Origin of the sequence: Pseudomonas koreensis (assembly GCF_012986595.1) — a bacterium.
Taxonomy (GTDB): Bacteria; Pseudomonadota; Gammaproteobacteria; order Pseudomonadales; family Pseudomonadaceae; genus Aquipseudomonas; species Aquipseudomonas koreensis.
In genome coordinates, this window is the sequence record NZ_JAAQYM010000007.1 from 409,287 (window position 1) to 433,362 (window position 24,076).

Genomic DNA, 24,076 nt, shown 5'->3' on the forward strand with positions numbered 1-24,076 from the left:
CTTGATTGGAAACAAACTGCTGCCGATGCGATAACTATGTACCGCAGATGCGCTGTCCGGAGATGGTTTGCTGTTTTTCCATTTTTCCGGAGAGACAGGATGTCCACTCAGCTCCCCCCAAAAACGCTGCGCCTCGAAGACGTGATCAGCGCCAATGACAGTCTGCACAACCAGCATCTGGCCCAGACGACACCGGCCTGGCTGGTCGACGCCGCCCCGGCAAGGCGTGCCGCCATGAAGGCCGCGGGCACGCAGTTGCCGGACTGGTACCAGGCACTGCCCGCTAATCGGCAACGCACCCTCCGGGCGCAAGTGACCGCCGGTTTTACCGCCCAGTCGGTGCTGGATAAAACCATGAGCGACCTGGAAAGCGTCGAGACGTTCGCCGAGGCGCTGCTGGTCAAGGCACTCAAGGAGCAGTTCAACGTTGAGGTCGACGTCAACAAGACCCTGTTATGCCTGAAGCGTCCGCTGGCAATCAGCGTGCTGGAAGTCGAGCTGTCGTCCTTTGAAGTGTTGAAGCTGTCGCTGTTGCAGGCCGCGCTGCACAACTTCGAAGCATCGGAGTGCACCGACGGTGCCTACCATCGTCAGTCCGGATTCGTGCAGGAAACCTCGACGTCCGGCACGTTTGAGGCGGTCGAGCTGAGCATGACCGTCAGCGAGTTTCTCTCGCTGTGCCGCACGCTCGACGTCGGTGCCCGATATCAGGAACGGCTGCAGGCGTTTCTGCAGTCGACGACTGGATTGCCCGAGCAATTCATCTCCAGCCAGAAAGCCGCGTTGCGCGCCGCTGCAGAACTGGCCTTGCTGAAAAAGGACATCGAGCCTGACGACTACAGCATGATCCTGTCGGTGGTCGACGGTGAAGTGCATCCGCGCCTGGGCGGCAAACCGGTGTGGTTCCGTGATCTGAGCCTGATGAAACGCCGGATGACCGGGTGTGTCGTCTTCAGTGTCAGTGAGCGCTATCGCTACACCAGCGAGTTCATTGTCTACATCCCCAACGATCCCGAACAGCCGCTCAAGCGTTGTAACGGGGCGCAGATGAGCGAGATGTTCAAGCGCCGCTTTACCGCCACTGACGACTCGCCAGGCCCTGGCGGAACGACCGCGTACCAGCGGTTTTTCAGCCAGTTCGTGGCGTATGCCGAGCGCCCTTATTATTTCAGCCAGTTCAGCGAGCCTGCGCCGGACGCACCGTCCGACCCGTTGCATTCGATCTGGGTCAAAGCCATACAGATCATTCCGCCGATCTCCACCCTGGCCGGGCTCAAGGAGCTGCCCCCCGAAACTCAAGGCACGCGCCAACCGGTGAAAGACCCCTATCTGAACCCCTTTGGTATTACCCGCGAGGGCGTGGCCGGAATCTGGTCGGCCAACACTGACCTGTGGCATTACCTTTACGAACAGCACCGGACGAAACTGCTGGCCGACACTCGCGCCCACGCCGTACCCACGGCGGACGCGGATGCCAAGGCGCGGGCGCAAAAACTCGCGCATCTGCTGGAATTCGGCATGTTGGCCTTGAATCTGGTGTCGATGTTCGTCCCGGTGCTGGGCGAGATCATGATGACGGTCATGGCCGGACAGCTGCTTTACGAGTCGTTCGAAGGGGCGATCGAGTGGTCCGAGAATGATCGCCAGGCGGCCAAGGCGCACCTGATCGATGTGGCGGAGAACCTGGCGTTGATCGGCGTGATGGCCGGTGTCGGCAAAGGAATGGGGAAACTGACTGCGATCAAGGCCCCGCCGATGATCGATGCGCTGGAGCCCGTTACGCGGCCGGATGGCAGCTCCCGGTTGTGGAAGCCCGATCTGACCGCATATCAAAGCGATGTCGCGCTGGCCGCAACGTCTGCTCCTGACGCCCAGGGCATTCATCGGCTCAATGGCAGCACCTACATCCGCTTGCAGGACAAGGTCTACCAGACGCTTTTCGATCAGCAACTGAAGAAGTGGCGCATCTTGCATCCGAGTGACACGGCTGCCTACCGTCCGATTCTCGAACACAACGGTCTGGGCGCCTGGCGCCATTCTCTCGAGCGCCCGCTGACGTGGGACCGGTTGACCCTGTTGCGGCGCATGGGGCATTCGACCGAAGCCTTTTCCGATGAACAATTACTGCAGATCGCCGATGTCAGCGGCGTGGGGGATGACGCCTTGCGCCAGATGCATCTGGACAACGCCCCGGCGCCCCTGCCGTTGGCCGACACGCTGCGCCTGTTCGACACGGAACAGCGGGTCGCGCGCCTCATCGATCAGGTCGAGCGCTCGGCGCCCCTGGATGAGCAATACCTGCTGACCCTGCCATTGCTGACCGAGATGCCCCGCTGGCCCAGCGGACGTGTGCTGGAGGTTTTCGACGGTCCGGACCTCTCGGGTGCAAGCGTGCGCTATGGCGCCGAGGCGCAATTGCCCGGTGAAAGCGCCAAGGCACCGATCCGCTTGACCCGTGCCGAGGTGCTCGGCGGCCAGATGCCGGCACGGATTCTCGCGTGTCTGGAGGAGACGGAAACGCTCAGGCTGCTGGGCGCCGAGCCGGCCCGGGTCGTCAAATCCAGGCCGCAGGAGTTCAGCAAGCAGATGGCCGACTTCCTGAAAACACGCCAGCCGGCCCTGTTCGAGCGGCTTTACGCCGAACCTGCGACGAAAGATCCGCGAATTGCCCTGCTGCAAAGGATGACCCCGGGACTTGGCAACGACGCCGCGATCCGGGTGCTGCTGGAGGCCAATGCCGAGGAGCTCGCCCGTCTCGATTCAAGCCGGCATGTGCCGTTGAAGTTGCTCGAGCGATCACGCGAATACGCTCGCCAGCGGCGATTCGATCATGCGCTGGCGGGTCTGCACATGGAGAACTTCAATGCCCGCGACAGCCACTGGCTGGCGCTGCGCGCCCTGGAAAAACTGCCCGGGTGGTCGGGTGATGTGCGTCTGGAGCTGCGTGAGGGCGGGGTCGATGGGCCTTTGCTCGACAGTGTCGGCAGTGAGCAGGCCGGGCAGCTGAAGTATCTGGTCAAGCAGGGGCCAGCCATCCAGGCATTCGATGAGGCGGGCGAGGCGCTCAACAGTGCGACGCATCAGGGCGACAATTTTTTCGCCTCGATCATGCATGCTTTGCCCGACGAATCCCGCCAGGCCCTTGGCTTTCCCGGTGTCGGGCAGAGCGCCGGACTGCGCCGCGCGGTGCTTGATCAGGTCAGCCGGAGCCGCACCGAGCTGAGCCGCCTGGCCGGCAAACGCTATGGCACATTCAAGAGCTTCAAAGCGCCGGTGCGTCTGTCCGGTGGTACGTTGGGTTATTACGCCAGCGGCCGAGGTCAGGGCGTCAATCCGTTGTTGGTCACCCGGGTCCAGGATGTCTATCCGGCGCTGACCGATCAACAGGCCGGTGGCTTCATTCTCACGCAGATGGCGTCGGGCAAGAGCGATGCGCAGATCTACGAGCTTTTGCAGCGCCGCCAGCGTGAATGGCAGGCGCTTGAGTCCACGCTCGCCGAGTGGGAAGGGGACGCAGCACCCGAGCCGGCGCTGGCATCGCTGATCGGTGGCAAATCGAGTGTCGTGCGCAACCTCAAGCAGTCCTGGCGCGCGGCACCGCTGAGCGAATATCAGGCCGCAGCCCGGCGTCTGGACATTGTCTGTGACGACCCGTTGCCCGCATTGCCGGCGGACTTTTCCCATGTGCGGGACCTCAGCGTGAGAGGGCTCTGTATTACCGATGCCAATGCAGATGCGTTGCTCGGTGCTTTTCCCAAGCTGCAGTCGTTGCGCATCAATGCCACCAGCGAATCGTTCAGCAACCTCCCGGTAGTCTTGCAGCAGATGTCGCAACTGATGGACCTGACGCTGTACAGCGTGACACCTTTTGCCGACGCCATGCCGCAGCGCCTGAGTCAGTTGACCCGGCTTGAAGGCTTGACCCTGTGCACCGCCAGCTATCAGCCGATCGCGTTTGACGTCAGTCGGATGCGCCATCTGCGCAGGCTGGACATCGTTGCCTATTCATTGCTGGACTGGCCGACCGGTGCGCTCGACCTGCCTGATCTTGAACGCCTGAACCTTAGAGACACAGGGATCAGTTCAGTCCCTTCGGGAATGCTCGAAGGGCATGAAAAAATCTGGTCGGGCCTGTCGCTGGACTGGTCGCGTTTCTCGCGCGAGTCCTTCAAACCTGCGTACGAGTACGTCAAGACCCAACCTGGGCACCTGGTCGATCGGGAGATGATGGTCCGGGATTATTGCCGGGGTGAACTGACGCGCCTGTGCAGTGGCGTGAATGAATCGTTGGAGAACCTGCAGAACCGGTTTTTCCAGCAATGGGTCGATGCCGATCAGCGATTCACTGCCATCGAAGCCTTGAGCGAACAATACGCAACGCTGGACGGGCAGTTGCACGAATGGTCGCAACGCGTGAAGCCTGTCCAGGAAAACATGCTGGAGGTGATTCATCGATCCGATGCCGCGCGTGCCCTCAGAACCAATTGGCGCAAGGGATTGTTTCAACGTTATGGCTCGACGATCAGCGCCTCGACCCTGGACTTGTCGGGACTGATGCTCAGTGAGCTGCCGGCGTTGCCGCCCGAGGCGTTCTCTCATGTGCGCAACTTGCTCTTGCAGGGGCAACGGGCAGGCGCCACGCAGGTCCGGCGTTTTGTCAGTGCTTTCAGCGGTGTACAAAACCTCGATTTGAGCGACAACGCCTTGGGCGAATGTCCGATTGAACCCGGAACACTGCCGCGGCTTTCCCGGCTCAATCTTGCGGGCAACCTGCTGACCGGCTCGCGGGGATTGCAACAGTCTCTGGAGACGTTGCCAGCGCTTGAACATCTGGATCTGCACAGCAATCCGCTGAGAGAACTGAAGGTCAGTGGCATGTCGCGCCTGAGGGGCCTGAATCTGCAGGGCACGGCGCTGCACACCTGGCCGGCGGGCGCCGAAGCGTTGCAGCAACTGACGTGGCTGGATCTGCGCGATAGCAGGATTTCCACCCTGCCAGCGAGCGTGCTGGAGAGCAAGGCGCTGCTCCACACCAACCTGACGGGGGCGCCGCTGACACCTGACGCGGTTGCCGCGCTGCAGACGGCGCAGCAGCGGATCGAATTTGAAATCGGCCTGCCGGACGGTGTCTTGCAAGCATTTGCCGCTGAGCCGGTCCCGGCCGATTTTCCGCCCGCCGAAGATGGAGTCTCCGTTGCCCGGCATCTGCTGCCACTGCCGCCGGCACCGGTCGGCGAAGGGCCGGCGTTGCTGATCAGACAACTGCAGCGCGTGCAGCCGGGGCTCAGCGACGAACACGCCGTGCAGGCCATCGAACAGTTGCGCAATAGCGGGCTGTCGGAGGTTGAAACAGCCGAGCGGATCAACGCCTGGAGCCAGACCTTCGACACCTTGGTACGACGCCTCAATGGCTGGCTGTATACCCGCGAAACCCACGGTAGCGGCTGGGTGATCTCCTCGCAAAACCGCAGTCTGGCAGCCTGGCGCATTCTCAGTTGCTGGCGGGCGAAACTGCCCGGCGCCGTTGAGGTGGCGAATGTCGTGCTGGACCTCAATGGCCTGCAACTGGGGGATCTGCCGCCGCTGCCAGACGATTTTGCGCATGTCACCACGCTGAACCTGACCGGCACCCGAATCACCGCCGAGGGTTCCGACGGCTTTCTCACCGTGTTCCGTCAGGCACGAGCGCTGGCGCTCAATGGCAACGACCTGGAGACATTGCCGCAAGCGATCATGCACATGGCGGCCATGGAGCGCCTGGAGCTGTCCAGCAATCGCTTCTACGATCCGGAAGTCTTGTACCAGAACCTGTCCGGCCTTGAACAATTGAGCTGGCTGGACCTGAGCTACAACAGCCTCGAGTCGTTCGACCTCAGCCATTTCGAACGACTGGAGACGCTTGATCTGAGCAGCAACAATCTGTTCGAGTGGCCGGCTGGCGCGTTCAATGCCGAGCATTTGCAGACGCTGAACCTCAGCCGCAATGACATCACTACGATCCCCGAAGGGGTGTTTGACGGTGACCACGAGTTGCTGCTGGACGGCACCGACCTGACTGACAATTACTATCTGACGGAGGATACCCTCGAGCGGCTTCGCGCCTATCAGACAGCAACCGGTCGGGAGCGTGTGCTGGGGCTCACCCATTCCGAACTTGAGGAAATGGTCGACGAGCTGGCCACCGGACTCACCGAAACCACCGACAGCATCGAGTCGGATGAGCTGCTCCCCGACGTGCAGACGCATGCCCGGCAAAAAGCCCCCTGGCTGGCCAACCTGGCCCCCGAAGAATTGACCGCCCACGACAAACTCTGGGATCAACTGGTCGCAGAACCGGACAGCGGCGCCTTCTTCCACCTGCTTGAGCGGTTGCAGGACACCCGCGAATTCCGGGTAGCCAATGCTGACCTGACCCGCCGGGTTTGGGTAGTCATGGAGGCCGCTGCCGCCAACACCGAACTCAGGGAAATCCTCTTTGCCGGCTCTGCGACCCACGGCACCTGTGTCGACGGGCGCATCCTGACGTTCAGTGGTCTGGAGAGCAAAGTGTTCACCCACAATGCCCTGCTCGATCTGAGTGAAAGTCGCGCTGCGGTCCGGGGCCAAGCGTTGCTGGCGTTGTCGCGGCAACTGTTCCGGCTGGACAAGGTCGACGAACTGGCGAAAGCCGCGTCTGCACGCAGCGGATTCGACGAAGCGGAGGTGCGCCTGGGTTACCGCATTGGTTTGACCGGCGGCTGGGAGGACGGACTGGAACTGCCCGGGCAGCCGAAGAACATGTCGTTCGCCTCGGGTGTCACGCCGCAACAACTGCTCGACGCACGCGGCGAAGTGCTCAAGGCGGAACGCTCCGATCGGTTTCTGGAGGACCTGATCCAGCGTGATTACTGGTTGGACTTTCTCAAAGAGCAACAGCCCGACGCGATCCGGGAGCTGGATGAGGCGCCGTTGCTGGAGGAGGGGGAGGATGAAGCCGTGCCTGCCGACGATCCGGAGTATCTGAGCCGGTTGTTCGACCAGACGGCAGCGCGTAATGCCCGGTTGATCGAACTGACGCGCGAGGAGATTGAACGTATCGGCGAGGCTACTGACAACGCAGCCGTTGCCGGCTCGTCAAAACAGCCGACAGGAGGCTGATCCATAACGATCACTCAACCTGCGACGCCGGTTTGCTCGGCGCCGCAGATTGTCGATCAGTGTCGGGTCAGTTGTCGTAACCCAGGTTCGGTGCCAGCCAGCGTTCGGTCACGCTCAGGTCCTGACCCTTGCGCGAGGTGTAGCTCTGCACCTGATCCTTGTCGACCTTGCCCACGGCAAAGTATTGCGCCTGCGGATGGGCGAAGTACCAGCCGCTGACCGCTGCCGCCGGGAACATCGCGTAATGTTCGGTGAGGAACACGCCGCTGCGGCCCGCGCGCATTTCGCTGGCTTCAGGATCGAGCAGGGTGAACAGCGTGGCTTTTTCGGTGTGATCCGGGCAGGCCGGGTAGCCCGGAGCCGGACGAATACCGGAATACTGCTCTTTGATCAGTGCGTCGTTGTCCAGCTCTTCGTCCTTGGCATAGCCCCAGTGTTCTTTACGCACCTGCTGGTGCAGCCACTCGGCGCAAGCCTCGGCCAGACGGTCGGCGAGGGCCTTGACCATGATCGAGTTGTAATCGTCCCCAGCGTCCTGATACGCCTTGGCCACTTCTTCGGCGCCGATGCCGGCGGTGGTGATGAACCCCCCGACGTAGTCGGTAACTTCGCTGTCTTTCGGCGCGACGAAGTCGGCCAGCGAGAAGTTCGGTTTGCCGTCGGTCTTGATGATCTGCTGACGCAGGTGATGCAGGCGCGCCATGGGCTTGCCGTCATCGCCGTACAGCTCGATGTCGTCGTCATGCACCTGATTGGCCGGCCAGAAACCGAACACCGCACGGGCGCTGATCAGTTTCTCGTCGATCAGCTTGGTGAGCATCTCGCGGGCGTCCTTGTACAGCGCGGTGGCGGCTTCTCCGACCACTTCGTCTTCAAGGATGCGCGGGAATTTGCCGGCCAGGTCCCAGGAAATGAAGAACGGCGTCCAGTCGATGTACTCCGCCAGGACGTTGAGATCGATGTTGTCCAGCACCCGGGTGCCGGTGAAGGTCGGTTTGACCGGGGTGTAACCGGCCCAGTCGAACTGCGGCTTCTTGGCGATCGCCGCCGCGTAGCTCAGGCGCTCGGTACGGGCGCTGCGGTTGGCGGTGCGCTCACGCACATCGACGTATTCCAGACGGGTCTTCTCGACGAACCCGGCCTTGAGCTCCTTGGACAGCAACTGCGTCGCTACACCCACGGCACGCGAGGCGTCCGTGACGTAGACCACCGCATCGTTGCTGTACTTGGGCTCGATCTTCACCGCGGTGTGCGCCTTGGACGTGGTCGCACCACCGATCATCAGCGGCAGGTGGAAATCCTGACGCTGCATTTCGCGGGCAACGTGAACCATTTCGTCCAGCGACGGGGTGATCAGACCGGACAGGCCGATGATGTCGCACTTCTGCTCTTTGGCCACCTGAAGGATTTTTTCCGCCGGGACCATCACGCCGAGGTCGACGATGTCGTAGCCGTTACAGCCCAGCACCACGCCGACAATGTTCTTGCCGATGTCGTGCACGTCACCTTTCACGGTGGCCATGAGGATCTTGCCCTTGGCTTCCGGCTTGTCGCCTTTTTCCAGCTCGATGAACGGGATCAGGTGCGCCACGGCCTGCTTCATCACGCGGGCGGATTTCACCACCTGCGGCAGGAACATTTTGCCGGCGCCGAACAGGTCGCCGACGATGTTCATGCCGGCCATCAGCGGGCCTTCGATGACTTCGATCGGACGGCTGAACGACTGGCGCGATTCTTCGGTGTCTTCGACGATGTGGGTGGTGATGCCCTTGACCAGCGCATGCTCCAGACGCTTGTTGACGTCCCAGCTGCGCCACTCTTCGGTCTCGGCTTCCTTGACGCTGCCGTCGCCCTTGTATTTGTCGGCGATGGCGAGGAGGGCGTCGGTGCCTTCCGGTGTGCGGTTGAGGATCACGTCTTCGACCGCGTCGCGCAGTTCCTGCGGGATCTGATCGTAGATCTCCAGTTGACCGGCGTTGACGATGCCCATGGTCAGGCCGGCGCGGATCGCGTAAAGCAGGAACACCGAGTGGATCGCCTCGCGCACCGGGTTGTTGCCACGGAACGAGAACGACACGTTGGACACGCCGCCGGAGCTCAGGGCATACGGCAGTTCGTCGCGGATGTAGGCACAGGCGTTGATGAAGTCCACAGCGTAGTTGTTGTGTTCTTCGATGCCGGTGGCCACGGCGAAGATGTTCGGGTCGAAGATGATGTCTTCTGGCGGGAAGCCGACTTCGTTGACCAGAATGTCGTAGGAGCGTTTGCAGATTTCTTTCTTGCGCGCTTCGGTGTCGGCCTGGCCGGCTTCGTCGAACGCCATCACCACCACGGCGGCGCCATAGCGCTTGCACAGTTTGGCGTGATGGATGAACTGCTCGACGCCTTCTTTCATGCTGATCGAGTTGACGATGCCCTTGCCTTGAATGCACTTCAGACCGGCTTCGATCACTTCCCACTTCGAGGAGTCGATCATGATCGGTACGCGGGAGATGTCCGGCTCACCGGCGATCAGATTGAGGAAGGTGACCATGGCCTTCTTCGAATCGAGCATCCCTTCGTCCATGTTGATGTCGATCACCTGCGCGCCGGCTTCAACCTGCTGCAGGGCGACTTCCAGGGCTTCGGTGTAGTTGTCTTCACGGATCAGACGGGCGAATTTGGCCGAACCGGTGATGTTGGTCCGCTCGCCGACGTTGACGAACAGCGAGCTGCGATCGATGGTGAACGGCTCCAGACCCGACAGGCGGCACGCTTTTGGAATGTCTGGAATCTGCCGCGGTGCATAACCGGCCACGGCCTTGGCGATGGCTTCGATGTGCCCCGGCGTGGTGCCGCAGCAGCCGCCGACGATGTTCAGGAAGCCACTCTGGGCGAATTCTTCGATGACCTTGGCGGTGTCTACCGGCAGCTCGTCGTACTCGCCGAACTCGTTCGGCAGGCCGGCGTTCGGGTGCGCCGACACGTGGGTGCTGGCCTTGTCCGACAGCTCTTCCAGGTACGGCCGCAGTTCCCGGGCGCCGAGGGCGCAGTTCAGACCGACGGAAATCGGTTTGGCGTGGGCCACGGAGTTCCAGAACGCTTCGGTGGTCTGGCCCGACAGGGTGCGGCCGGAAGCGTCGGTGATGGTCCCGGAGATCATGATCGGCAGCTCGAAGCCCAGCTCTTCGAACACGCCTTGCACGGCGAAGATCGCCGCTTTGGCGTTGAGCGTGTCGAAAATGGTTTCGATCAGGATCAGGTCGGCGCCGCCTTCGATCAGGCCTTTTGTGGCCTCGGTGTAGTTCTCCACCAGTTCATCGAAGGTGACGTTGCGGTAGCCGGGGTTGTTGACGTCAGGCGACAGCGAGCAGGTGCGGCTGGTAGGGCCGAGCACGCCAGCGACGAAACGCGGCTTGGCCGGGTTCTCGGCGGTCTTGGCGTCGGCCACCTTGCGCGCCAGGCGCGCGCCTTCTACGTTTAATTCGTACGCCAGCGCTTCCATGCCGTAGTCAGCCATGGAAATGCGCGTGGCGTTAAAGGTATTGGTTTCGAGGATGTCGGCGCCGGCATCCAGATAGGCTTTCTCGATGCCGCCAATCACGTCCGGTCGGGTGATCACCAACAGGTCGTTGTTGCCCTTGACGTCACTTGGCCAGTCCGCGAAGCGCTTGCCGCGATAATCCTGTTCCTCGAGCTTGTAGCTCTGGATCATCGTGCCCATGCCGCCGTCGAGAATCAGGATGCGCTCTTTGAGGGCTTGCTTGAGAGCTTGAAGGCGGACGCTGCGATCGGACATTTGGACTACTCGAAAAGACCATTACGAAGGGCCGGGATCATAACAAACCTGTGCGCTTTTGGAGCATGTCAGGCTTTTGCATGAATATCGTTCATGTTGGTACGAGCGTCATACTGTAGAATCGCTGCGTTTTTTTCAGGATCGGGATCAAAGGCATGTCGTACCGCGTCATCAGCATTTTCTTGCTGTTTTTAAGCTTTGGCGCGGGTGCCCAAGAAGCCTCGATTTCTTATACCCGAGACATCCAGCCAATCTTCACCGAGAAGTGTGTGGCCTGCCATGCCTGTTACGACTCGGCCTGCCAGCTCAATCTGGGCAGCGGTGAAGGTGCTGGGCGGGGCGCCAGCAAGATGCCGGTCTACGACGGTGAACGCACTCAGGCTGCGCCGACCACTCGCCTGTTCTATGACGCCTTCGGCAAGCGCGCCTGGCAGCAGAAGGGCTTCTATTCGGTGCTCGACGCCCAGGGCAGTCAGGCGGCGCTGATGGCGCGCATGCTGGAGCTTGGGCACAAGACACCGCTGACCCCGAATGCCAAGTTGCCGCAAGAGATCGTCCTCGGCCTGCAGCGGGAAAACATGTGCGCGATGCCCGCCGAGTTTGAAGGCTACGCCGGCGCCCATCCGAAAGAAGGCATGCCGCTGGCGGTGACCGGCCTGACCGATCAGCAGTATCAGACGCTGCAACGCTGGCTGGCGTCCGGCGCGCCAATCGACGAGCAGGGCCTGGCCCCGAGCGCCAAAGAGGCCATGCAGATTGTCCAGTGGGAAAACCTGCTCAACACCCCGGGCGCGCGGCAGAGTCTGGTCGGGCGCTGGTTGTTCGAGCACTGGTACCTCGCGCACATCTATTTCAAGGACGGCGAGCCGGGGCACTACTTCCAGTGGGTGCGTTCGCGCACGCCGACCGGCCAGCCGATCGACCTGATCGCCACCCGGCGCCCGAATGACGACCCAGGCACGCAGGTGTATTACCGCTTGTGGCCGGTGCAAGGGGTGATCGTGCACAAGACCCACATCACCTATCCGCTGAGTGCGGCGAAGATGGCGCGGGTCAAGAGCCTGTTCTATAGCGGCAACTGGCAGGTCAATGCGCTGCCGGGCTACGGTCCGCAGAGCCGGGCCAACCCGTTTGCCACCTTCGAGGCGATCCCGGCCCAGGCGCGTTACCAGTTCATGCTCGATAACGCCGAATACTTCGTGCGCACGTTCATTCGCGGACCGGTGTGCCGTGGGCAGATCGCGACCGATGTGATCCGCGACAACTTCTGGGCGCTGTTCCAGGCCCCGGAACATGACCTGTACATCACCGATCCGATCTATCGCGGTCAGGCCACGCCGCTGCTGGCGATGCCGGGGCAGAACGACGACGTCGGCAGTGTCCTCAGTCTGTGGCACAACTACCGCAACAAGCGTAATGAATACGAAGCCCTGCGCCGCGACAGCTACGCCGACCTGCCGGCACCGAGCTGGTCGACGCTGTGGGCCGGCAACGACAACGCACTGCTGAGCATCTTCCGCCACTTCGACAGCGCCTCGGTCACCAAAGGCCTGATCGGCGAAGTGCCGCAAACCCTGTGGCTGTTCGACTACCCGCTGCTGGAGCGCACCTATTATCAGCTGGCCGTCAACTTCGATGTGTTCGGCAACGTCTCCCATCAGGCGCAAACCCGCCTGTACTTCGACCTGATCCGCAACGGCGCCGAGCAGAACTTCCTGCGCCTGATGCCCGCCGATTCCCGCGAGGGCTACCTCGACGATTGGTACCAGAGCAGCGGCCAGTTCAAGATGTGGCTCGATTACGAGGCCATCGATGACGACAAACCGACGGCGTTGAAGCTCGACCCGAAAGACCCGAAATACGACTTCGCCATGCAGCTGCTGGCACGCTATGGCGACCTCAATGCGCGGCCGGATCCGATCAACCGATGTGACGGTGCCTACTGCTCGCGGCCGAATATCGACCCGGCGCTGCAAGGCGCCGAACAAGCGCTAAGCCGCCTGACCTCGCGCCCGGCCGCGGGTCTGAAGGTCATCGACCAATTGCCGGAAGCCACCCTGCTGCGCATCGAGACCCGCAGCGGCAAGCGTGAGGTCTACAGCCTGCTGCGCAACCGTGCGCACAGCAACGTGGCGTTCCTGTTGGGCGAGTCGCTGCGCTATCAGCCGGGGCTGGACACCTTGACCATCTACCCGGGCGTACTCAGCAGTTACCCGAACTTCATCTTCAACATTCCCGCCGAGCAAGTGCCGGAGTTTGTCGATGCCATGGAAAACGCCAAGGACGCCGAACGCTTCGAGAAAATCGTCGAACGCTGGGGCATCCGTCGCAGTCATCCGCAATTCTGGTTCTATTTCCACGATCTGAGCCAATACATCCACGAAACCGATCCGGTGGAAGAGGGCGTGCTGGACATGAACCGCTACGAGAATCTTTGATCGACTTTTGATCGAGGGCTGCTGTCCCAACTCTTAGTAACACCGCAAAAACCTTGTAGGAGCGAGCCTGCTCGCGAAAGCGTCAGTACATTCAGAATGGATGTCGCCTGACATGCCGCAATCGCGAGCAGGCTCACTCCTACAAGGGATCGGCGGTGGTTCTGAGAGATTTGGACGGGAGCCATCAATGTTGATTTCAGTGCAGGCCCTGCGGGCGCTCGCCGCGTGGACGGTGGTCTGTCACCACTTCATGCAGATTTTCTTCGACTTCAAGGCGCGCGGCCCGATCGGCCAGTTGTTCATCGACAAAGGCGCGGTCGGGGTCGACATCTTTTTTGTCATCAGCGGCCTGGTGATTTTTCTCTCCACCGAAGACAAGGTGCTGCGGCCAGGGCAATTTCTGCTGTATCGCCTGTGCCGCATCGTGCCGGCGTATTGGCTGTACACGCTGCTGATGGCGCTGTTGGTGTGGTTCGCCCGGCCAGTGTTGCCGGACCAGACGCTGGACGTCGGGCACCTGCTGCTGTCGCTGTTGTTCATCCCGGCGCAGAATCCCGGCGGTTATGGCCTCTACCCGACCCTGAACGTCGGCTGGACCCTCAACTACGAAATGCTGTTCTACGTGCTGTTCGCCTGTGCGCTGGTGTTCCGCTGGCAGGTGCGCCTGCTGGTGGTCGCGGCGTTGCTGTTTGCCACCTGCCAGGCGTTTGGCTGGGTCAGTGAATTCTATCGTTCGGACATCGTCTATGAATTCTTGCTGGGGATCGGTATCGGCCTTTTGTATCGTCGGGGCTGGATCGGGGCTGGTCTGTGGTTGCCGTTGTTGGGCATCGCCGCTGCGTTGCTGGCGATCTATCAACTGACGCCAGCGCCAAGGCTGTTGAATTGGGGCGTACCGAGTGCGGTGCTGGTGATGGCCTGCATGGCGCTGGAGCGCTATGTCGAGCGCAGCCGGTTGCTCAAGCTGCTGGGCGACTGTTCGTATTCGGTGTACCTGATGCATGTGCTGGTGCTATCGGCCGGCGGATTTATCGCGCGTCAGTACGGGATCAACCCGTATCTGATGTTCATCCTCTGCGCGCTGGCCATCGGCGTTGGGTCGTGGATGAGCTACGAATGGGTGGAAAAACGCAGCTATCAGTGGCTTAAAGCGCGGATCGATCGCGAACCTGATGGTCAATCGGTTGCCGAGCTTTTCCGACAAAAATACTAGGACTTTGTGCGGCGCGATGATTGGCGTAAACTGCGCCCAAGCCTGCGAGGAGTTTCCATGACCGCTATTACCATTACCGACGCCGCCCACGATTACCTGGCCGATCTGCTCTCCAAGCAGAACACCCCGGGCATCGGCATCCGCGTCTTCATCACCCAGCCTGGCACCCAGTACGCCGAAACCTGCATTGCCTACTGCAAGCCGGGCGAAGAAAAACCTGAAGATACCGCGCTGGGGCTGAAAAGCTTCACCGCTTACATCGACTCGTTCAGCGAAGCGTTCCTCGACGATGCTGTCGTCGACTACGCCACCGACCGCATGGGCGGCCAACTGACCATCAAGGCGCCAAACGCCAAAGTCCCGATGGTCAACGCCGACAGCCCGGTCAACGAGCGCATCAACTACTACCTGCAAACCGAGATCAACCCGGGGCTGGCCAGCCACGGCGGTCAGGTCAGCCTGATCGATGTGGTCGAAGACGGTATTGCCGTGCTGAAGTTCGGCGGCGGCTGCCAAGGCTGCGGCCAAGCCGACGTGACCCTGAAGGAAGGCATCGAGCGCACCTTGCTTGAGCGCATCCCTGAGCTCAAAGGTGTTCGCGACGTGACCGACCACACGCAGAAAGAAAACGCCTACTACTGAGTAAGGTGTTCACTGCGGACATGAAAAACGGCGCCCGTGAGCGCCGTTTTTTTATGCACTTGATTAATGAGTGCCGGTTTATTGTGTAGCGAGGGGATTTATCCCCGATGGGTTGCGAAGCAGCCCCAGAAAAGGAACTGCTGCGCAGTTCATCGGGGATAAATCCCCTCGCCACAGGTTTGCACCCAATCCCATATGTTTCAGGGCCTGTACAAGTGCGCATGCCCCGCACGATAAAGCGACGATTCACTGAACACCTCACTGCCCAGCACCCGCCCAACCAGAATCAACGCCGTACGCCGAAACCCCTTGGCCGCGACCTTCGCGGCAATGTCCGCCAGCGTCCCCACCACCCAGTCCTGATCCGGCCACGTCGCTCGGTGAATCACCGCAATCGGGCAGTCCGCGCCGTAATGCGGCAGCAATTGCTCGATGATCTTCTCCAGATGATTAACCCCCAGATGAATCGCCATGGTCGCGCCATGCTGCGCCAGATTGCCGAGTTCTTCGCCGGCCGGCATCGCAGTCTTGTCGGCATAGCGGGTCAGGATCACGCTTTGCGATACATCCGGCAGCGTCAGCTCAGCGCCAAGCAACGCGGCGCAGGCCGCAGTGGCGGTGACGCCGGGGATGATTTCGAACGGAATATCCAACTCGCGCAGACAGCGAATCTGCTCGCCAATCGCGCCGTACAGGCTCGGATCCCCCGAATGCACCCGCGCCACATCCTGGCCCTTGGCATGGGCGGTCTTGATCAGATCGATGATCTGCTCCAGGTGCAACTCGGCACTGTTGACCACGGTTTCGGCCTGATGCCCCTCTAGCACCGCGGCCGGGACCAGCGAGCCTGCGTAGATGATCAGCGGGCAGCAGCGAATCAGCCGCTGGCCTTTGACAGTGATCAATTCCGGGTCGCCGGGGCCGGCGCCGATGAAGTAGACGGTCATGCAGATATCCTGTGACAAACGGGGCAGGGCAAGGCTTCAGATGAAGATTGCTCATGATCAAAGAGGGGGATTATCGGGATTTTACGCAGCACCGGCCAATGCCAACGTGGCCTGAGCGTATTTCTGCCGGGAAATCAGCAGTTTTGCCGGTGCCTGGATCAGTTGTTCAGCGAGGGCCAGCGCAGCACTTTCCGCCACACCGTAGCAGCCGGTGCGCTCGTAGGCGATCTGTGAATGATGGCTTAGCCGCTGCTGATAATTGGCCAATTCGTCGCTGCTGAAATACAACAGCGGCAAGGCCAGTTGGGCGGCCAGTTCCTGCAACCCCGGCTCATCGCGTTTCAAATCGATGCTGGCCAACGCCTTGACTGCTTCCAGCTCGATACGATGCGCCTGCAAGGCCTGATCGAGTAACGCGCGCAGCGTACTGGCCGGGCAGCCGCGCTGGCAGCCCAGGCCGACCACGAAGGTCGGCGCTGCGCTGTCAGCGGTCATGCGTGGTATTGACCATCGCTTTTGCGGCGGAACAACCAGGCGCTGATCAGGCCCAGGGCCAGCCAGAACGCCACGTTGGTCAACTGCGAAGCGATTTTGAATTGAGCTTCCAAGGCTTGCGGAGCGAGCATCGAATGCACTTCCGGTTGTGGCGCACCGATCACGTGCGGAACGGCGAGGATCGCCACGCCCAGCAGCTTCATCAGCCAGTGACGGCTGAACACGATCAAGGCCAGGCCGACCGCGGTCGAGGCGGCAGTGCCGATCCACCACGTTTGCCGCGAAGCCAGATCGGCCGCAGCAGTGCCCGGCAGTTCCGGCGGCAGGCCCAGAGTTGGCGCGAGGACGAACGTCGCGTAACCGGCCAGGCCCCAGAGCAGCCCCTGCGAAGTTTTGGTCGGAGCACGCAGGGTGTACAGGCCGGCGAGCATCAGGGCGAACCCGACCGCCACCACCAGATTGCCACCGGTCGTCGAAAGCACACGCTGCCAGCCATCTTCCGGCTCCCAGGCTTCGGCGTCGTGGGTGTGCGCAGCCACGCCAGCGGCGTGTTCATGAACCGCAACCGGCTCGGATTTCTCAAAGGTTTCGGCCTGCAGAATCAGCGGCGAGACCCAGAAGCTTTGCAGCAACGTCAGCAGCAGGGCGGCCAGCAGGCCGGTGAAACCTGCGGTTTGCGCGATACGCTTGATCATGTCGGCAGGTCTCAGTGGCACGGGAACGCGGCGCTGTGGCGAGTATCGTGGGCGGCGTTGTGCACCGCTTCGATGTGCGAGAAACCGGCGAAGTAAACGAGGCTGGCACCGAGGATCGAGGCGAAGATCGCCGCCGTCAGGCGTTGGCTCAACGTGGCGGTGCTGGAGATTTTGTCGGTGGTGTTGCCGGTGCTGCTGATGATCGACATGGCGCTTCCCTCTGGAGTGTCAGCGGGTGAATAGAGCGCATGAAAACCCCTGCGAGTCAGGCACGCAGAGGTTCGAACAGCGCCCGCCCACCGCGGGTTTGTTATGTTCAGCGACGCAAATGCGCACTGTGTGTTGCGGGCCGGTCTCCGGGCTCACGAGGGGTTGGCGCCAGGCCGACCTGCAAGCATCACCTTCCCATGCCGTACTGGCACAGTGGATCTGACGCTTCGCTCGCTTACCGTTGCGGGGGCAGCACCGGACTGACATGGCTTTGAGTAAAGCACATGATTCACCGGTTTCCCGTTTCACCCTGTGAAGGGCACCCGTAACAAGGTGTGTAGGAGAGCATGGGTTGGGGAATGTAGTCAATTTTGTGGGTGGATCCGTTGCTGCGGTAACGGCCACTTAGGGTTCCGCCCTTACGGCGGGTCACTTTTGGCAAACGCCCCAAAAGTAACCAAAAGGTCTATGCCCTGACGTTCGGCCCTCGCCTAGGCTCGGGTTCCTTCGCTCCGGGATTCATCCGGGGGGCAGCGCCTACGGTTTGCTTCGCTGCACCTCCTCTCGCTGTGTTTGGCTGCGCCAAACGGTCGCTGCGCTCCCACCCCCGGATAAACCCCTCCACTCAGCCTGCCGACGGGCCCTGAGATCAAAAGCTTTACTCGAGCTAACGCTCATTGTGTTGAGTGGGGCGGCTGCGCCGCATGGGGCTGTACGCAATCCAAACTGTAGGAGCCGGCCTGACAGCCGACCAATCTCTAACTGAATACACCCACTCCCGTGTAGGAGCTGCCGAAGGCTGCGATCTTTTGATCTGCTTTGGCTTTGGCTTTGGCTTTGGCTTTTGATGTGGCTTTTGATCTTCAGCCCCTTCGGCAGGCCGAGCGTAGGTGTTCATCCGGGGGTTAGGCGCGCAGCGCCATGCGGCGAAGCCGCATACATCGAGAGGAGGTGCAGCGAAGCAAACCGGAGGCGATGCCCCCGGATGGACACCGTAGCGAGGGAACACTGAGCCTAAGCGAAGTGCCGTACGCCGGGGCAAAGCCTTTTGGGTTACCTTTTCGCTGGGCCGGCATTCCGGCGTTTGGAAAAGGTGACTCGCTGTAAGAGCGAAACCGCCAGCGGCAACACCCGCAGCAACGGATATGCCCCCAATCCCAAAAAAACCAAAGCATTGACCCATCCTCAAGCCATGCGTAGCCTTGCGCTTTCGAGGTTCTTCGGCGCATGCCGAAGCTAAGAAGGGAACGCGGTCAAAGCCGCGGCTGCCCCCGCAACTGTGAACGGTGATGTTTGCTGCCACGCCACTGCCAGCCCTGCCAAGGTGCCAGCGGGAAGGCGCAGCGAATGCCGGGCCCAAGGCCTGAACACCGTCAGCCAGGAGACCTGCCTCGTGACAGATTTCTCACTACAACCGGGCGGGGTGATCCGGTGGCGAATTCTTCCGCGCGCACGCTCGCAGCGGATCTCGTCCCGTATGCCCGCCACCTTGCCAAAGGGCATCCGATGAAAACACTGGCCAAACTCCCCGTCACCATCGTCACCGGTTTCCTCGGCTCGGGCAAAACCACCTTGCTACGGCACATGCTCGACAACGCTCAGGGTCGTCGCATCGCGGTGATCGTCAACGAGTTTGGCGAGCTGGGCATCGACGGTGAAATCCTCAAGCAATGCACCATCGGCTGCACCGAAGAAGAAGCCAGCGGCCGCGTCTATGAATTGGCCAACGGCTGCCTGTGCTGCACGGTTCAGGAAGAATTCTTCCCGGTGATGCGCGAACTGGTCGCCCGTCGCGGCGATCTCGACCACATCCTCATCGAAACCTCTGGCCTGGCCCTGCCAAAACCGCTGGTTCAAGCGTTCCAGTGGCCGGAAATCCGCAGCGCCTGCACCGTTGACGCGGTGATCACTGTGGTCGACAGCCCGGCCGTGGCCGCTGGCACCTTCGCCGCGTTCCCCGATCAGGTCGATGCCCAGCGCAAACTCGACCCGAACCTCGATCACGAATCGCCGTTGCACGAGCTGTTCGCCGATCAACTGGCCAGCGCCGACCTGGTGATCCTCAACAAGGCCGACCAGACCAGCGCCGAAGATCTGGCTCGCGTACGCGCGGAAGTCGCCGAAGAACTGCCGCCCGCCGTAAAAATCATCGAAGCCAGCAACGGCCGTCTGCCACTGGACGTGCTGATCGGCCTTGGCGCCGGTTCCGAAGAACACATCGACAGCCGCCACAGCCATCACGATCACCACCACGACGGTGATGACGATCACGATGACCACGATCACGACGCTTTCGATTCGATCTCCATCGAACTGCCGCAAGCCGACGAAAGCCTGCTGCTCGACGCCCTGACACAACTGGTGGTGCAGCACGGCATCCTGCGGGTGAAGGGCTTTGCGGCCATTCCGAACAAGCCGATGCGCCTGCTGATTCAGGGTGTGGGCACGCGTTTCGACAAGCACTTCGACCGCCAGTGGGGCGCCGATGAAGCGCGCGTCACCCGTCTGGTGCTGATCGGTCAGGAACTCGACGCCGTGCAACTCGAAGCGCAACTGCGCGCTGCGCTCAGCGTTTAAGCCATGCACCTGCTCAGGACCCAGCCCGGCGGTTTCGTGTCGGATGACAACATTGCCGACCTTGGACAAACCCCCGCCGAGCTGGTGATCCTGTGCAGCGGCGACTCCAGCCTGGCGCTGCTCGCCGAAGCTGCGCAGCAACTGCCCGAGGATTACCCGAGCCTGCGCCTGGCCAATCCCATGCAGGTGCAGAATCACGCCTCGGTCGATCTGTATGTCGACGAGGTGCTGCGTCACGCCAAAGTCATTCTGATTTCCCTGCACGGCGGCATTGCCTATTGGCGTTATGGCGTCGAGCGGCTGATGGAACTGACCGAGCGCGGCGTGCAAGTGATTCTGGTGCCGGGCGATGACCGCCCCGACCCGGAACTCAGCGACCTGAGCACCGTGCCCGCTGAAGATCGCGACCGTCTCTGGCAGTTCCTGCGTCAGGGCGGCATGGGCAATGCGCTGGACTTCTTCCATTGCCTGGCCAGTCGTTGGCTGGCGCGGGATTACGCCTGGGGCGAGCCGAAAGCGCTGCCGCGCACGGCGATATACCATCCACAGAAAAACACCGCCGCACTCGGCGACTGGCAGGCCGATTGGCTGCCGGATCGCCCGGTGACGGCGGTGTTGTTTTACCGCTCGCATTTGCAAGCGGCGAACACCGCGTTCATCGATGTGTTCTGCCAGCGCTTGCAGGCCGCGGGTCTCAATCCGTTGCCGATCGCCGTCGCCAGCCTGAAAGAACCGGGCTGCCTGAGCGTGGTCGAGGACTGGCTGGATGAAGTCGAAGCGGCGGTGATTCTCAACACCACCGGGTTCGCCCAATCCAGCCCCGAAGCCCCGCATCTGCGCCCGTTCCGGCGCAATATTCCGGTGATTCAGGCGATCTGCGCCCAGGACAACGAGCCGGGCTGGCGCGACAGCGAGCAAGGCCTGGGGCCGCGAGATCTGGCGATGCACATCGCCTTGCCGGAACTCGACGGACGTATCATCAGCCGCCCGATCAGCTTCAAGGATCTGGCTTGGCGCAGCGAGCGCAGTCAGTCCGATGTGGTCTGCTACCGGGCGCAACCCGAGCGCATGGATTTCGTCGCCGAACTGGCCCGGCGCTGGAGCGATCTGGCGCGGCTGCCGAACGCGGAAAAACGCATCGCGCTGATCCTCGCCAATTACCCGACCCGCGATGGCCGCATCGGCAATGGCGTCGGCCTCGACACGCCGGCGGCGGCGTTGAATATCCTGCGGGCGTTACAGGTTGAAGGCTTTCCGCTGGCGGCTGAGTTGCCGGACAGCGGCACTGAGCTGATCCAGCAGTTGCTCGGCGGCGTCAGCAATGACCTCGACAGCATCGACCTGCGCCCGTGCCAGCAAAGCCTGGCGATGGACGCGTATCTGGCGATGTTCAACGCGCTGCCCGCCGCCAATCAAGCGGCGGTGGTCGAGCGCTGGGGCGCGCCGCAAAACGATCCGATGTGCCGTGACGGACGGATGATGATCGCCGGTCTGCGCTTTGGCCTGACGTTCGTCGGCATTCAGCCGGCGCGCGGTTATCAAGTTGATCCGAGTGCGGTGTATCACGACCCGGATCTGGTGCCGCCGCACGGTTATCTGGCGTTTTATTTCTGGCTGCGTAACACCTACGGCGCGCACGCGGTGATTCACGTCGGCAAGCACGGCAATCTCGAATGGCTGCCGGGCAAGGGCGTCGGCCTGTCGGAGAACTGCTGGCCGGATGCGCTGCTCGGGCCGTTGCCGAACATCTACCCGTTTATCGTCAATGACCCGGGCGAGGGGGCCCAGGCCAAACGGCGCACGCAAGCGGTGATCATCGATCACCTGATGCCGCCACTGACCCGCGCCGAAACCTACGGGCCGCTGCGCAATCTGGAGTTGCTGGCCGACGAATATTACGAAGCCCAGTTGCTCGATCCGCGCCGTGCCCGCGAGCTGCAGCGCGATATCCTGCAACTGGTGCGCGAGACGCAGATCGACCGCGAACTGCAACTCGACGCCGGCCTGGACAGCGACGCCGATGCAGCGATCTGGCTGCCGCGTCTCGATACGTATTTGTGCGACCTGAAGGAATCGCAGATCCGCGATGGCCTGCACATTTTCGGCGAGTCACCCACCGGGCGTTTGCGCATCGACACGTTGCTGGCGCTGCTGCGCATTCCGCGCGGCGATGGCAAGGGTGCGCAGTCGAGTTTGTTGCGGGCGCTGGCCAAAGCGTTTGAACTGGGGTTTGATCCACTCGATTGCGCGTTGGCCGATCCATGGCTCGGCCCGCGTCCGCAGGAGCTGCTAAGCGTCAGCGATGAAGTCTGGCGCACTGCCGGCGATACCCGAGAACGCCTCGAACTGTTCGCCACCGACCTTATCTCCCAAACACTGCATATCCCCTGTGGGAGCGAGCCTGCTCGCGAAGGCGTCGTATCAGTCGGTACACATTTGCCTGACCCACTGCTTTCGCGAGCAGGCTCACTCCTACAGGGGCCGCGCGGGGCTGAAGTCAATGCCATCCTCGAAAACCTGCGCGAAGTCGTCGCCCCACGCCTCGATGCCTGCGGCCCCGCCGAAATGCGTGGCTTGCTCGACGCCCTGAACGGCCGCTTCGTCCCCGCCGGCCCGAGCGGCGCCCCCAGCCGTGGCCGTCTCGACGTGCTGCCTACCGGACGCAACTTCTTCTCGGTGGACGTGCGCAACCTGCCGACCACCACCGCGTGGCGCATCGGTTTCCAGTCCGCCACGCTGATCCTCGAACGGCATTTGCAGGACCACGGCGATCATCTGCGCCAGCTCGGCCTGTCAGTATGGGGCACCGCAACCATGCGCACCGGCGGCGACGACATCGCCCAGGCCATGGCCTTGATGGGCGTGCGTCCGGTGTGGGCCACCGGCAGTCAGCGGGTCGATGACTTCGAGATTCTGCCACTGAGCTTGCTGGATCGGCCCCGGGTCGATGTCACGCTGCGGGTATCCGGGTTCTTCCGCGATGCGTTTGCCAACCTGATCCGCCTGTTCGACGCCGCGGTGCAAGCGGTGGCCGCGCTGGACGAGCCGGACGACCTCAATCCGCTGGCGGCGAAAGTGCGCGCCGAGCGTGAAGCGCTGTTGCAATCGGGGCTGGATGAAGACGCGGCGCGGCGTCAGGCCGGTTGGCGGATTTTCGGGGCCAAACCCGGAGCGTACGGGGCGGGCGTGCAGGGCGCCATCGACGGGCGTCTGTGGCAGAGCCGCGAGGATCTGGCCGAGGTCTACCTGAACTGGGGCGCCTACGCTTACGGCGGTGCGGACGAGGGTACCGCCGCCCGCGAGCAGTTCGTCCAGCGCCTGAGCCAGGTGCAGGCCGTGTTGCAGAACCAGGACAACCGCGAGCACGACCTGCTCGATTCCAACGACTATTACCAGTTTCAGGGCGGCATGCTCGCGGCGGTGGAAACCCTGCGCGGGGAAGCGGCGGCCAGTTATCACGGTGATCACAGCCAGCCGGATCTGCCGAGAATCCGCACCCTGAAAGAAGAACTGAACCGGGTGATCCGTTCGCGGGCGACTAATCCGAAATGGATCGACGGGGTCAAGCGTCACGGCTATAAAGGCGCGTTCGAAATGGCGGCGACGGTCGATAACCTGTTCGCCTTTGATGCCACTACGCAGTTGATCGACGATCATCAGTACGCGTTGCTGGCCGACGCCTACTTGCTTGACCCGGCAACCAGGGATTTTGTCCGCGAGCACAATCCGCATGCCCTGCGTGATATGACCGAGCGCATGCTGGAGGCGCAGCAGCGCGGAATGTGGCAGGAACCGGGCGCATATAAAGACGCGCTGGAAAACCTGCTGCTGGATATAGAAGAAGACACCTGACACACCACAATACCTTGTAGGAGTGAGCCTGCTCGCGATAGCGGAGTGTCATTCAAAAGTGAGTTGCCTGACCTGACGCCATCGCGAGCAGG

The 24,076-nt window shown here is 61.9% G+C and carries 11 protein-coding genes and 2 riboswitches; of the genes, 6 read left to right on the plus strand and 5 right to left on the minus strand.

The window, feature by feature from the left end:
- Nucleotides 1–99 precede the first annotated feature (99 nt).
- Complete coding sequence (locus HBN98_RS22945) at nucleotides 100–7,137, plus strand: NEL-type E3 ubiquitin ligase domain-containing protein (RefSeq protein WP_083368946.1); 7,038 nt, start codon at nucleotides 100–102, stop codon at nucleotides 7,135–7,137.
- Nucleotides 7,138–7,204: 67 nt separating this feature from the next.
- Here the strand turns inward: HBN98_RS22945 and metH are convergent, their stop codons facing one another.
- Nucleotides 7,205–10,915 (minus strand): methionine synthase, encoded by a 3,711-nt coding sequence (gene metH / locus HBN98_RS22950; RefSeq protein ID WP_083368947.1) that lies wholly within the window; start codon nucleotides 10,913–10,915, stop codon nucleotides 7,205–7,207.
- Between the two features lie 155 nt (nucleotides 10,916–11,070).
- Here metH and HBN98_RS22955 point away from each other — a divergent pair, with 155 nt between their 5' ends.
- The 3 genes from HBN98_RS22955 (at nucleotide 11,071) to nfuA (ending at nucleotide 15,208) form a co-directional block, all read left to right on the plus strand.
- Nucleotides 11,071–13,353, plus strand: coding sequence for a fatty acid cis/trans isomerase (locus HBN98_RS22955; protein WP_083368948.1), 2,283 nt, complete (start codon nucleotides 11,071–11,073; stop codon nucleotides 13,351–13,353).
- Nucleotides 13,354–13,540: 187 nt separating this feature from the next.
- Nucleotides 13,541–14,566, plus strand: coding sequence for an acyltransferase family protein (locus tag HBN98_RS22960; RefSeq protein ID WP_083368949.1), 1,026 nt, complete (start codon nucleotides 13,541–13,543; stop codon nucleotides 14,564–14,566).
- 57 nt (nucleotides 14,567–14,623) lie between these two features.
- Nucleotides 14,624–15,208 (plus strand): Fe-S biogenesis protein NfuA, encoded by a 585-nt coding sequence (nfuA, locus tag HBN98_RS22965; RefSeq protein WP_007946504.1) that lies wholly within the window; start codon nucleotides 14,624–14,626, stop codon nucleotides 15,206–15,208.
- Between the two features lie 200 nt (nucleotides 15,209–15,408).
- On the opposite strand, the gene cobM is transcribed toward nfuA, so the two are convergent.
- The 4 genes from cobM to HBN98_RS22985 all read right to left on the minus strand — a co-directional run bounded on the left by cobM (nucleotide 15,409) and on the right by HBN98_RS22985 (nucleotide 17,554).
- Nucleotides 15,409–16,155: a precorrin-4 C(11)-methyltransferase gene (gene cobM, locus HBN98_RS22970; protein ID WP_083368950.1), complete on the minus strand. Its 747-nt coding sequence runs from the start codon at nucleotides 16,153–16,155 to the stop codon at nucleotides 15,409–15,411.
- 81 nt (nucleotides 16,156–16,236) lie between these two features.
- On the minus strand, nucleotides 16,237–16,650 hold the full coding sequence (locus HBN98_RS22975; protein WP_064587735.1) for a cobalamin biosynthesis protein: 414 nt from the start codon (nucleotides 16,648–16,650) through the stop codon (nucleotides 16,237–16,239).
- Nucleotides 16,647–17,345 (minus strand): CbtA family protein, encoded by a 699-nt coding sequence (locus tag HBN98_RS22980; protein ID WP_064587734.1) that lies wholly within the window; start codon nucleotides 17,343–17,345, stop codon nucleotides 16,647–16,649. The genes HBN98_RS22975 and HBN98_RS22980 overlap by 4 nt, the downstream gene beginning before the upstream one ends.
- Before the next feature lie 11 nt (nucleotides 17,346–17,356).
- Entirely contained in the window at nucleotides 17,357–17,554 is a 198-nt protein-coding gene (locus tag HBN98_RS22985) for a CbtB domain-containing protein (protein WP_064587733.1), read from the minus strand.
- 121 nt (nucleotides 17,555–17,675) lie between these two features.
- Nucleotides 17,676–17,897, minus strand: a riboswitch (cobalamin riboswitch).
- 854 nt (nucleotides 17,898–18,751) lie between these two features.
- Nucleotides 18,752–18,963, plus strand: a riboswitch (cobalamin riboswitch).
- A gap of 98 nt (nucleotides 18,964–19,061) precedes the next feature.
- Between HBN98_RS22985 and cobW the strand changes: the two genes are divergently transcribed.
- Nucleotides 19,062–20,132 carry a cobalamin biosynthesis protein CobW gene (gene cobW / locus HBN98_RS22990; RefSeq protein ID WP_083368951.1) on the plus strand — a complete coding sequence of 357 codons (1,071 nt, stop codon included), beginning with the start codon at nucleotides 19,062–19,064 and terminating at the stop codon, nucleotides 20,130–20,132.
- Nucleotides 20,133–20,135: 3 nt separating this feature from the next.
- Entirely contained in the window at nucleotides 20,136–23,984 is a 3,849-nt protein-coding gene (gene cobN / locus HBN98_RS22995) for a cobaltochelatase subunit CobN (protein ID WP_083368952.1), read from the plus strand.
- Nucleotides 23,985–24,076: the final 92 nt, after the last annotated feature.

What these genes read in the sequence shown, in the direction of transcription:
- HBN98_RS22985 (WP_064587733.1), bottom strand. Translation starts at nt 17,554, where the DNA reads ATGTCGATCATCAGCAGCACCGGCAACACCACCGACAAAATCTCCAGC.
- HBN98_RS22945 (WP_083368946.1), top strand. Translation starts at nt 100, where the DNA reads ATGTCCACTCAGCTCCCCCCAAAAACGCTGCGCCTCGAAGACGTGATC.
- HBN98_RS22960 (WP_083368949.1), top strand. Translation starts at nt 13,541, where the DNA reads ATGTTGATTTCAGTGCAGGCCCTGCGGGCGCTCGCCGCGTGGACGGTG.
- cobN (WP_083368952.1), top strand. Translation starts at nt 20,136, where the DNA reads ATGCACCTGCTCAGGACCCAGCCCGGCGGTTTCGTGTCGGATGACAAC.
- metH (WP_083368947.1), bottom strand. Translation starts at nt 10,915, where the DNA reads ATGTCCGATCGCAGCGTCCGCCTTCAAGCTCTCAAGCAAGCCCTCAAA.
- HBN98_RS22975 (WP_064587735.1), bottom strand. Translation starts at nt 16,650, where the DNA reads ATGACCGCTGACAGCGCAGCGCCGACCTTCGTGGTCGGCCTGGGCTGC.
- cobM (WP_083368950.1), bottom strand. Translation starts at nt 16,155, where the DNA reads ATGACCGTCTACTTCATCGGCGCCGGCCCCGGCGACCCGGAATTGATC.
- cobW (WP_083368951.1), top strand. Translation starts at nt 19,062, where the DNA reads ATGAAAACACTGGCCAAACTCCCCGTCACCATCGTCACCGGTTTCCTC.
- HBN98_RS22980 (WP_064587734.1), bottom strand. Translation starts at nt 17,345, where the DNA reads ATGATCAAGCGTATCGCGCAAACCGCAGGTTTCACCGGCCTGCTGGCC.
- nfuA (WP_007946504.1), top strand. Translation starts at nt 14,624, where the DNA reads ATGACCGCTATTACCATTACCGACGCCGCCCACGATTACCTGGCCGAT.
- HBN98_RS22955 (WP_083368948.1), top strand. Translation starts at nt 11,071, where the DNA reads ATGTCGTACCGCGTCATCAGCATTTTCTTGCTGTTTTTAAGCTTTGGC.